Origin of the sequence: Aquabacterium sp., from assembly GCF_014378415.1 — a bacterium.
Lineage (GTDB): Bacteria > Pseudomonadota > Gammaproteobacteria > Burkholderiales > Burkholderiaceae_C > Aquabacterium.
On record NZ_JACMNS010000143.1, the window covers coordinates 1 to 9,950 of the forward strand.

The 9,950-nt window shown below is 64.1% G+C and carries 12 protein-coding genes; 9 read left to right on the plus strand and 3 right to left on the minus strand.

Going from position 1 to position 9,950, the window contains the following annotated elements; translation table 11 throughout:
• Positions 1-82 precede the first annotated feature (82 nt).
• The 6 genes from H7225_RS12985 to H7225_RS13010 are packed head-to-tail and all read left to right on the plus strand — an operon-like array spanning position 83 to position 4,340.
• A complete protein-coding gene (locus H7225_RS12985) occupies positions 83-448 on the plus strand; it encodes an SDR family oxidoreductase (protein WP_290662464.1) in 366 nt (121 codons plus the stop codon).
• A 9-nt stretch (positions 449-457) separates the two neighbouring features.
• Positions 458-1,372 carry a DMT family transporter gene (locus H7225_RS12990; protein ID WP_290662465.1) on the plus strand — a complete coding sequence of 305 codons (915 nt, stop codon included), beginning with the start codon at positions 458-460 and terminating at the stop codon, positions 1,370-1,372.
• A gap of 14 nt (positions 1,373-1,386) precedes the next feature.
• Positions 1,387-2,166, plus strand: a complete 780-nt coding sequence (locus tag H7225_RS12995) for a creatininase (RefSeq protein ID WP_290662466.1) — start codon at positions 1,387-1,389, stop codon at positions 2,164-2,166.
• A 13-nt stretch (positions 2,167-2,179) separates the two neighbouring features.
• The gene (locus tag H7225_RS13000) at positions 2,180-2,839 is read left to right on the plus strand and encodes an isochorismatase family cysteine hydrolase (protein ID WP_290662467.1); all 660 of its coding nucleotides are present in this window, start codon (positions 2,180-2,182) and stop codon (positions 2,837-2,839) included.
• A complete protein-coding gene (locus H7225_RS13005) occupies positions 2,836-3,642 on the plus strand; it encodes an N-acyl homoserine lactonase family protein (RefSeq protein ID WP_290662468.1) in 807 nt (268 codons plus the stop codon). Before H7225_RS13000 ends, H7225_RS13005 begins: the two co-directional genes overlap by 4 nt.
• Complete coding sequence (locus H7225_RS13010; RefSeq protein ID WP_290662469.1) at positions 3,639-4,340, plus strand: hypothetical protein; 702 nt, start codon at positions 3,639-3,641, stop codon at positions 4,338-4,340. The genes H7225_RS13005 and H7225_RS13010 overlap by 4 nt, the downstream gene beginning before the upstream one ends.
• A 1-nt stretch (position 4,341) precedes the next feature.
• On the opposite strand, the gene H7225_RS13015 is transcribed toward H7225_RS13010, so the two are convergent.
• On the minus strand, positions 4,342-4,500 hold the full coding sequence (locus H7225_RS13015; protein WP_290662470.1) for a hypothetical protein: 159 nt from the start codon (positions 4,498-4,500) through the stop codon (positions 4,342-4,344).
• 186 nt (positions 4,501-4,686) lie between these two features.
• Positions 4,687-5,220, minus strand: coding sequence for a single-stranded DNA-binding protein (ssb, locus tag H7225_RS13020; protein WP_290662471.1), 534 nt, complete (start codon positions 5,218-5,220; stop codon positions 4,687-4,689).
• 142 nt (positions 5,221-5,362) lie between these two features.
• Here ssb and H7225_RS13025 point away from each other — a divergent pair, with 142 nt between their 5' ends.
• Positions 5,363-6,127 carry a class II glutamine amidotransferase gene (locus H7225_RS13025; RefSeq protein WP_290662472.1) on the plus strand — a complete coding sequence of 255 codons (765 nt, stop codon included), beginning with the start codon at positions 5,363-5,365 and terminating at the stop codon, positions 6,125-6,127.
• On the opposite strand, the gene H7225_RS13030 is transcribed toward H7225_RS13025, so the two are convergent.
• Positions 6,108-7,625: a CoA-acylating methylmalonate-semialdehyde dehydrogenase gene (locus H7225_RS13030; RefSeq protein ID WP_290662473.1), complete on the minus strand. Its 1,518-nt coding sequence runs from the start codon at positions 7,623-7,625 to the stop codon at positions 6,108-6,110. The two genes, H7225_RS13025 and H7225_RS13030, sit on opposite strands and share 20 nt — an antisense overlap.
• Before the next feature lie 103 nt (positions 7,626-7,728).
• Between H7225_RS13030 and recQ the strand changes: the two genes are divergently transcribed.
• Positions 7,729-9,615 carry a DNA helicase RecQ gene (recQ, locus tag H7225_RS13035; protein WP_290662475.1) on the plus strand — a complete coding sequence of 629 codons (1,887 nt, stop codon included), beginning with the start codon at positions 7,729-7,731 and terminating at the stop codon, positions 9,613-9,615.
• 87 nt (positions 9,616-9,702) lie between these two features.
• Positions 9,703-9,950 (plus strand): hypothetical protein (locus tag H7225_RS13040; protein ID WP_290662477.1); only part of this gene is annotated, 248 nt, incomplete at its 3' end.

Sequence of the window (9,950 nt, forward strand, 5' to 3'; positions counted from 1 at the left end):
GAAGTGCTGGGCCCTGAGAACGCCGGCCGGGCGGATGGTTTCGTGGGCGCGGTGGGCGTCTCATTTTTGACGGCGGTGTGACATGGACGCGGCCACCTTGTCGTTGCAAGGCCGCACGGCCCTGGTCACCGGTGCCGCCAGCGGCATCGGTCGGGCCATTGCTTTGAGTTTCGCCAAGGCCGACGTGATCGGCCTGACACGCTCATTGGCCCGCGAGTTCGCGCCCCACATCCGCGTCAACGCGATCGCGCCGGGGCCGGTGGAGACCGCCATGCTGTCCTCTGCCCACATGAGTCCGCCATGGCTGGCCAAGGAAATGGACATTCCCCAGCACCGCTTTGCCCACCCCGACGAGATCGCCGACACCGCGCTGTTCCTGGCCTCCGATCTTTCGCGCTTTTACTGCGGCCAGGTGCTGGGCCCCAACGGTGGTTCGGTGATGCCTTGAACTTCTGACATGAGTACCGCCACCTTGCCTGCACCACCTCCGACCTGGTTGCCTGTCAGTGTCTTGCTGTTCTCTGCTTCCTTGTGGGGGCTGTCCTGGTGGCCGCTGAAACAGTTCTCGGCCGCTGGCCTGTCCGGCCCTTGGTTGGCGCTGCTGACCTACGGCGTGGTGGGCCTGTGTGGCCTGCCATTCCTGTGGCGAGAACGGCGCCAGTGGCGCGCGCAGCTCAAGTTGCTGATCCTGCTGGGATTGATCGGCGGTTGGGCCAACGCGGCCTTTGTCAACGCGCTGGTGCTGGGTCAGGTGGTGCGCGTGATGCTGCTGTTTTACCTGTCGCCGGTGTGGGCTGTGCTGGGCGGCAAGTTGTTCCTGAACGAGGACATCGGTTGGCGCCGCGCCTTGGCGGTGGCTCTCGCCTTGGCCGGGGCCTTCCTGGTCATTGGTGGCCCAGCGGCTTTCGAGCAGCCCTTCAGCCTGTCCGACCTGCTGGCCTTGTCGGCGGGCATGGGTTTCGCGGGCAACAACATCGTGGCACGGGCCGCGCAAGGCGTGCCCATGCTGTCCAAAACGATCACGGTCTTCGTGGGCTGTGGTCTGGTGTCAGTGGCCATGCTGGCCTGGCAGCTCACGCCCGCGGCCGTGGTGGTGCCTTCGCTGCAGATGGGCGCGGGCTTGCTGGCCTATGGCTTCATCTGGCTGGCGCTGGCCACGGCCACCTGGCAGTTTGGTGTCACCCACATGGAGTCGGGCCGGGCGGGCGTGATCCTGATCGCCGAATTGTTGGTGGCCGTGCTGTCCAGCACCCTGCTGGGCGAAGAACACCTCAGCGCCAGCGAGTGGTGCGGTGGCGCCCTCATCGCCGCAGCCGCCTTGCTGGAAACCACCGGCGCATCGCCATCCCCCGCCTGCACCGCCGCCACCTGACCAGGAGTTTCCCAATGCGCACCGTCTTCATGAACGAGCTGTCCTGGCTTGATTACCAGGCCTTGATCCAGACCGAGCAACCCGCCATCCTCTTGCCTGTGGGGGCGCTGGAGCAACATGGGCCGCACCTGCCATTGGGCACCGACGGCCTGCTGTCCAGCGCCGTCGCGGCCGATGCCGCGCGCCTGAGCAACGCCCTCGTCGCGCCCACCTTGTCGTATGGCTACAAGTCGCAACCAAAATGCGGCGGAGGCCAGCATTTCTGCGGCACCACCAGCGTCGATGCGGCCACCCTGATCGGCTCGGTGCGCGATGCCGTGCGCGAGTTCGCGCGCCATGGTGTCAAGCGCCTGGTCATCCTCAATGGCCACTACGAGAACCAATGGTTCCTGATCGAGGGCATCGACCTGGGCCTGCGCGACCTGGGCCCCACAGCCCAGCTTGAAGTGATGCGCCTGGAGTACTGGGAATTCATGACCCCGCAGACCCTGGCCCATGTCTTCCCCGAGGGCTTTCCGGGTTTCGCCTTGGAGCACGCGGCCGTCATCGAAACCTCGATGATGTTGCACTATCACCCCTCATTGGTCCGCCTCGATCTGATCCCCGACGAGCCGCCCGTGGACTTCCCGCCCTACGACATCTACCCCACGCGCACCGACTGGGTGCCCGCCTCGGGCGTGTTGTCGTCAGCGAAAGGCTCCGACGCGGACAAGGGCAAGTTGATGGCGCAAGAGGTGGCCCAACGCATTGCCCAGGCCATGGCCACAGGCTTCAAGCCAGTCGCCCTTGCTTAAGCAGCAGCAACCCGTGCTTTCACGCTTTCCACCTGGCGCCACCGCGCTCATCGTCATCGACATGCAGCGCGACTTTTGCGCGCCTGGGGGTTACGCCGCCCAAGCGGGCCTGGATGTCGCCCGGCTGGCCCAGCCCATCGCGCACATTCAGGCCTTGTTGAAGGCCGCCCGCGCGGCCAGTCTGTTGGTGATCCACACCCGCGAAGGCCACCGGCCAGACCTGTCCGACTGCCCGCCCCAGAAGCTGCAGCGCAGCAACCGGGCTGGCGCCGCCATCGGCGCCGAAGGCCCCATGGGGCGCCTGCTCATCCGGGGTGAACATGGCCATGATTTCATCGATGAGTTGCGTCCTGCGCCTGGCGAGGTCGTGATCGACAAGCCCGGCTACGGCGCCTTTCACCAGACCGACCTGGCCCAGGTGCTGGCCAACCGTGGCATCACGCACCTCATCGTCTGCGGTGTCACCACCGAAGTTTGTGTGCACTCCACCTTGCGCGAGGCCGTGGACCGGGGCCTGGCCTGCACCACCGTGGGCGACGCCTGCGCCGCCAGCGATCCCGCCTTGCAAGCGCCCGCCTTGGCCATGATCAGTGTTGAAGGCGGCCTCTTTGGCCAGGTGCTGGACACCCAGTCCGTCATCGCGGCCTTGACGATGAAGGAGCCCCTCGCATGAGCCACGTCAAGAAGCTCTGGCCCTTGCTCACCGCCACGCACCGCTACGACAAGTCCATCTCCACCTTCAACCGTGGGCTGGGGCAAATGATCGACGCGCCCATCCTGGCTTACCTCATTGAAACGACGAACGGCCGCATCCTCTACGACGTGGGCTGTGACCACGCCAAGATCCACGACCCCGTGGCCCGGGCGCGTTACTACAACCCCGATGTTTTCGAGTTTGGCGCGCCCGACATGCGCGATGAACAGCGCATTCCGCCCCACCTCGCACGCCTGGGCTTGAGCCCCGCCGATGTCGATTTAATCTTCATCGGCCACCTGCATTTCGACCACGCAGGGGGCCTGAAGGACCTGCGCCGCTGCGGGTGCGGCGCCGAGATCCATGTGCAGCACGATGAGCTGGAAGTGGCGCGCAGCGGTGCCGATGGTGTGGTCTTCGCCGACGATCTGCTGGACGATGCGGGCACACCCATCCCCTTCACCACCCGGCAGGGCGAGTACACCTTGGTGCCCGGCGTGCTGGCCGTGTCCACCCCCGGCCACACCGTGGGCCACATGTCGATGCTGATCGAGATGCCGAAAGGCCCGCCCATCCTGCTGGCCGGGGACGCGGCCGACCTGCAAGAGAACCTGGACGACGAAGTGGCCCCCGGCACCTTGTGGCCAGGCCGCGAGCAGCAGGCCATTGACAGCATCCGCAAGCTCAAGGCCTTGGCCCAAGACACCGGTGCCTGGCTTTGGCCCAACCACGACCTGGCCTTCTACCGCACCTTGCCCGCCTTTTCAGGCGCCTGCGAATGAGCCACCAGCCCGTGCCCGAGCGTTACCGTGGCGTCTGGTCACGCACCTTGCTGGAGACCCCCACGCAGCGCGATGACACCAGCCTGGTCCTGTGGATGCAGACCGAGCTGTGGCATGCCGACTTGCGCATCCCGCTGGCCGCCCGAGCTGATCGCATCAAAGCGCCTTTGTCCGCCATGAGCACTCCGCAACTGCACGCCTTGGCCTTGCAAAGCGGCTTCTGCGGCATCACGCAGCTTGAACGGCGCGCACCGCATGAGGATGAGATTTGCACCTGGCACCGCCACGTTGACTACCAGCCGCCAGGCCTGTCACCCGACGCGGGTTGGATGGTCTTCGAGTGCGACGACCGCGTCATCGAAACCGGCGTGCATGGCGTTTACCGCGAGGTCTGGGAGCGCTTGCCGGATTCCACCGGCCCCTGCACGTTCCGCGAGCACGCCGATGCGCTAGACCCTGCGCGTGTCACCAGGATCCTGACCGCAGGGCGCTACATCATGCAGGTCCGCCCGCGTGATGGCGCCTGGCCCGCCGACACCGTGCCCGGCGACACCTTGAGCGAGGTGTTGGCCAGGCACCCCAATCAGGCTTCAAGCCTGCTGGACTTCGAGGTCTCTTTTGGGGTGCTTGATGGTGGGGAAGGTCTGCGCTGGACCCTCCATCATTCAACCCTCCCAGAACGGGAATCAGCCTTATGAGTCAACGCAGGAAGGCGTACCAATAGGCGGTGTAGATGCAGTCCATGAAACCGTCGCAGGGCGCGTCGTGGCGGCCCATGGAGAAGGCGCTGGTCGACAGCAAGGCGCCTGTGATCAGGACCACGGCTTGAAGCTTGGTGGCGCGGAAGTACTTGTTCATGGGGTCTCCAATGACAGTTGATGAGTGAGGTGTTCATCCTGCCCGGGCCATGTTTTGACGGCCATCCCTAGTCTGGATTGTGCGCACTTCATCTTAGGGGTGATTCGCGATAGCCGCCGCCATGAAAAAAGCCCGCTTCCTCTCGGAAACGGGCTCTGAATCAACACAACTATGACAAGGTGCCGGTCAGAACGGGATGTCGTCATCCATGTCATCAAACCCAGTCGATGACTTCTGAGGTGCAGGCCTCGCCGCAGCCGGTGCCGGACGCGCAGCCGCAGGACGGCTGGGCGGTGCGGCCGAAGGCGCATCCTGGCTGAAATCATCGCCGCCACCTTGCTGGCTGCCACCTTGCTGGCCGCCACCACTGCGGCCACCGCCACCATCACGCCCACCCAGCAATTGCATCTGGTCGGCCACGATTTCGGTGGTGTAGGTCTCCTTGCCGTCTTTGTCGGCCCACTTGCGGGTCTTCAGGCGGCCTTCCACGTACACGGGGCTGCCTTTTTTCAGGTATTCACCCGCGATTTCGGCCAGACGGTCGTAAAAAACCACGCGGTGCCATTCGGTTTCTTCAACCTTGTCGCCGCTGGTCTTGTCTTTCCAGTTGCGCGTGGTGGCAACCGACACATTGCACATGGCCGCGCCGCTCGGGGCGTAGCGCACTTCCGGGTCGCGACCCAGGTTGCCGATGATGATGACTTTGTTGATGGAGGCCATGGCCTGATTCCTGACTCGGTGGATTCAATTCGAAGAAAAACTTCAGCGATTATGCCCAAGGCCCTTGCCAGAGCCCAGCCCCTCTGTCGGGTGCGCCCATTTTGGGGTGGCGTAGCATGAAGCCCCCGAAGGAGCCACCAATATGTGCCAATTGCTGGGCATGAACTGCAACACGCCCACCGACATCGTTTTCAGTTTTACCGGATTTGCCACCCGCGCGCACGAGCACTGCGATGGTTTCGGCATTGCCTTTTTCGAAGGCCGGGGCGTTCGCCTGTTCGTGGACCACGCCGCCGCCAGCGTCTCGCCGGTGGCCCAGCTGGTCAAGCAATACCCCATCAAAAGCCAAAACGTAATCGCCCACATCCGCAAAGCCACGCAAGGCCGGGTCGCGCTGGAAAACTGCCACCCCTTTGTGCGTGAACTGTGGGGCCGCTACTGGGTGTTCGCCCACAACGGCGACCTGAAAGGCTTTGCGCCCAAGCTGCACGCCGCCTTCAAACCCGTGGGCGACACCGACAGCGAACAAGCCTTCTGCTGGCTGCTGCAAGAGCTGGCCAAGCACCACGCCAGCCTGCCCACCATTGAGGCCCTGACCGACACCCTGCGCGAACTGGTGCCGCACATTGCCCGGCACGGCACCTTCAACTTCATGCTCAGCCAGGGCGATGCCTTGTGGGCGCATTGCTCCACCAACCTGCACTACCTGGTGCGCCAGGCCCCGTTTGGCCTGGCCCGCCTGCAGGACCAGGACATGAGCCTGAACTTCGAAGACTTGACCGACCAGGGCGACCGCGTGGCCGTCATCGCCACCGAGCCGCTCACGTCTGACGAAGTCTGGACGCGCTTTCAGCCCGGTGAGCTCAAAGCGTTTGTGGCGGGCCAGGTCAGCGCGCCGTCGGCATGATGAAATCGTTGCCCTTGCCGATGCTCTCGGGCCAGCGCTGCATGATGGATTTTTGCCGGGTGTAGAAGCGCACGCCCTCTTCGCCATAGGCGTGCATGTCGCCAAACAGGCTGCGCTTCCAGCCGCCAAAGCCATGCCAGGCCATCGGCACCGGGATCGGCACATTGATGCCCACCATGCCCACCTGCACGCGCCGCGCAAATTCGCGCGCGGTGTGGCCATCGCTGGTGAAGCAGGCCACGCCATTGCCAAACTCGTGGCCGTTGACCAGCGCCAGAGCTTGGTCCAGGTTGGCCACGCGCACGCACGCCAGCACCGGGCCAAAAACCTCTTCCTTGTACAGGCGAGACTCGGGGCTGACCTGGTCAAACAGGGTGCCCCCCAGCCAGAATCCACCTTCCAGTCCGGGCACCGAAATGCCCCGCCCATCGACCAGCAACTGCGCGCCTTGCTTGATGCCATCCTCAATGCAGCCGCTGATGCGCTCCAACGCCGCGCGCGTCACGATCGGCCCCATCTCGGCTTCGTCCACCATGCCGTGGTTGACCTTCAATGAACGCGTTCGCTCGATCAGCTTGGACATGATCTTGTCGCCCACATCCCCCACCAGCACCGCCACCGAGATCGCCATGCAGCGCTCACCCGCTGAGCCGTAAGCCGCGCCCACCAGGGCATCCACGGCCTTGTCCAGGTTGGCATCGGGCATGATCACCATGTGGTTCTTGGCCCCGCCCAGGGCTTGCACACGCTTGCCGAAATGGCTGCCACGCTCATGGATGGACTGCGCCACTGGCGTCGATCCCACGAAGCTCAAGGCCTTCACGTCAGGGTGCTCGATCAAGGCATCCACCGCCACCTTGTCGCCCTGCACCACGTTGAAAACGCCATCGGGCAGGCCCGCCTGTGTCAGCAACTTCGCCATCAACAGCGAAGCCGAAGGATCGGTCGGGCTGGGCTTGAGCACAAAGGTGTTGCCGCAAGCAATGGCCACCGGGAACATCCAGCACGGCACCATCACCGGGAAGTTGAAAGGCGTGATGCCCGCCACCACGCCCAGCGGCTGGCGCATGGTCCAGTTGTCGATGCCGGTAGAGGCCTGCTCGCTGTAGTCGCCCTTCAGCAATTGCGGGATGCCGCACGCGAACTCGACGATGTCGATGCCGCGCGTGACCTCGCCTTGCGCATCGCTGAACACCTTGCCGTGCTCTTGCGTGATCAAGGCGGCCAGCTCGTCCTTGTGCTGGTTGATCAGGCCCCAGAACTTGAACAAAATCCGCGCGCGCTGAATCGGCGGCGTGTCTGCCCAGGCAGGGAAGGCGGCTTGCGCTGCCGCCACGGCCAGGGCCACGTCGGCGGTGTTGGCCAACGCTACCTGCGCGGTCACGGCCCCGGTGGCTGGGTTGTAAACGGGGCTGAGGCGATCTGCGGCGGCCACGGGCACGCTTTGGCCATGGATGAAATGGCCCACCTTGGCCAAATTGCTGTCTTGAGAAGGCACGAGGTTCTCCAAAATGGGATTGCTGCCCGAATGATCGCGCACAATGCGGGTCGATCCCGTTTTCGCCCCCCGTTTTCCCCCGCCCCCGCCCCCGCCTTTGCCCGTGTCTGCCATTGCCCTGAACCCCCAGGCCCCTGCCACCTCGGCCGAGGCCATCCTGCAAGAAGTGTTCGGCTATGGCGCTTTCCGGGGCCAGCAAAAAGCCATCGTGGACCACACCCTGGGTGGCGGCGATTCTTTGGTGCTCATGCCCACTGGCGGCGGTAAAAGCCTGTGCTACCAGGTCCCCGCCATTGCCCGGCACCGCGAAGGCAAGGGCGTCACCATCGTGGTTTCGCCCCTCATTGCTTTGATGCACGACCAGGTCGGCGCCCTGGAAGAAGCCGGCGTTCACGCCGCTTTTTTGAACAGCAGCCACAGCCTGGAAGACACCCAGCGCATCGAGCGCGAAATGATGTCTGGCCGCCTGGTCATGCTCTACGCCGCGCCCGAGCGCATCACCAACCAGCGCTTTCAGGCGCAACTGGCCAGCCTGCACGAACGCGGCCTGCTCAGCTTGTTCGCCATCGACGAGGCCCATTGCGTCAGCCAGTGGGGCCACGATTTCCGCGAAGACTACCTGCAGCTCAGCCTGCTGCACGAGCGCTTCCCCGATGTGCCGCGCCTGGCCCTGACCGCCACCGCCGACGACCACACCCGCGCCGACATGATCGAGCGCCTGAAGCTGCAAGACGCCCGCGTCTTCATCAGCAGCTTCGACCGCCCCAACATCCGCTACGCCTTGGTTGAAAAAACCAACCCGCGCGACCAGTTGCTGCGCTTCATCCGCGACGAGCACGATGGCGATGCGGGCGTGGTCTACTGCCAGTCGCGCAAGAAGGTTGAAGAAACCGCCGAGTGGCTGGCCCAGCAGGGCGTCAACGCCTTGCCTTACCACGCCGGGCTTGATTCGGGCCTGCGCCGCCGCAACCAAGACCGCTTCCTGCGCGAAGACGGCATCGTCATGGTCGCCACCATCGCCTTCGGCATGGGCATCGACAAGCCTGACGTGCGCTTCGTGGCCCACCTGGACCTGCCCAAGAACATCGAAGGCTATTACCAAGAGACCGGCCGCGCGGGCCGCGATGGCTTGGATGCCGATGCCTGGCTGACCTACGGCCTGGCCGACGTCGTCAACCAGCGACGCATGATCGATGAAAGCCCGGCGGGCGACGACTTCAAGCGCATCCAGCGCGGCAAGCTTGATGCGCTGCTGGCCCTGGCCGAAGCCCACGATTGCCGCCGCGTGCGCCTGCTGTCCTACTTTGGCGAAGACAGCCAGCCCTGCGGCAACTGCGACAACTGCCTCAAGCCGCCCATCACCTGGGACGCCACCGAAGCCTGCCGCAAGATGCTCAGCGGCATCTACCGCTTCTGGCAACACGGCCAGCAACGCTTTGGCGCTGGCCACCTGATTGATGTGCTGCGCGGCAAGCGCACCGACAAGGTTGACCAGCACGGCCACCATGCCTTGACCACCTTTGGCATTGGTGCCGACCTGAGCGAAAACCAATGGCGTGCCGTGCTGCGCCAGTTGGTGGCCATGGGCCATGTGGTCACCGAGGGCGAGTTCAACACCTTGGTTTTGGCCGACAGCGCCCGCGCGGTCTTGAAGGGCGAGGTTCAACTCATCCTGCGCGAAGCCGCCGACGCGCCCAAACGTGCCAAGACCTCGCGCACTTCATCAAGTTCAAGTGGCAAAGCCGCCGCCGGGGCCCCCAAAGATCTGGTGGGCGAGGCCTTGATCCGCTTCCAGTCACTCAGGGCCTGGCGCAGTGAAGTGGCGCGCGAGCACAACCTGCCTGCCTACATCGTCTTCAACGACGCTACCTTGGCTGAAATGGCCCGCATCGCGCCCCAAACCTTGGGCGAGTTGAGCGGCATCAGCGGGGTCGGTGCCAAAAAGCTGGAGGCCTACGGGGCCGAGATCCTGGCCGTCCTGGCCGCCTGATTCGTCCTATTTTGTTGGTTTAACTTCCATATCCGCACCAATTTGTTGCGTTTTCGGCACGGATTGGGCCGCATCAGCACCCCCTTGATGGGTGAAATTGGTGCGTGCATCGGGGAATACGCGCGCCAAGACGCAAGAATTGGTTCTGACGACAACAAGTCGCAAGGTCTGTGCACCTGGGCGGTGCATCAGGACGCCATTAATTCAATCATGTTAGGAAATCTCATGTTCGCTAAGAAAAATATCGTGGCTGCTGCTGCGCTGACCCTGGTGGCCGTTGCCGCCCACGCTCAAGTGACCGTGTACGGCAATCTGGATGTGTCCGTTGGCCGCAA

Excerpts from the sequence above, each read along its gene's own strand:
- H7225_RS12985 (WP_290662464.1), top strand. The coding sequence starts at position 83 with ATGGACGCGGCCACCTTGTCGTTGCAAGGCCGCACGGCCCTGGTCACC.
- H7225_RS13005 (WP_290662468.1), top strand. The coding sequence starts at position 2,836 with ATGAGCCACGTCAAGAAGCTCTGGCCCTTGCTCACCGCCACGCACCGC.
- H7225_RS12995 (WP_290662466.1), top strand. The coding sequence starts at position 1,387 with ATGCGCACCGTCTTCATGAACGAGCTGTCCTGGCTTGATTACCAGGCC.
- H7225_RS13010 (WP_290662469.1), top strand. The coding sequence starts at position 3,639 with ATGAGCCACCAGCCCGTGCCCGAGCGTTACCGTGGCGTCTGGTCACGC.
- H7225_RS12990 (WP_290662465.1), top strand. The coding sequence starts at position 458 with ATGAGTACCGCCACCTTGCCTGCACCACCTCCGACCTGGTTGCCTGTC.
- H7225_RS13025 (WP_290662472.1), top strand. The coding sequence starts at position 5,363 with ATGTGCCAATTGCTGGGCATGAACTGCAACACGCCCACCGACATCGTT.
- H7225_RS13015 (WP_290662470.1), bottom strand. The coding sequence starts at position 4,500 with ATGAACAAGTACTTCCGCGCCACCAAGCTTCAAGCCGTGGTCCTGATC.
- ssb (WP_290662471.1), bottom strand. The coding sequence starts at position 5,220 with ATGGCCTCCATCAACAAAGTCATCATCATCGGCAACCTGGGTCGCGAC.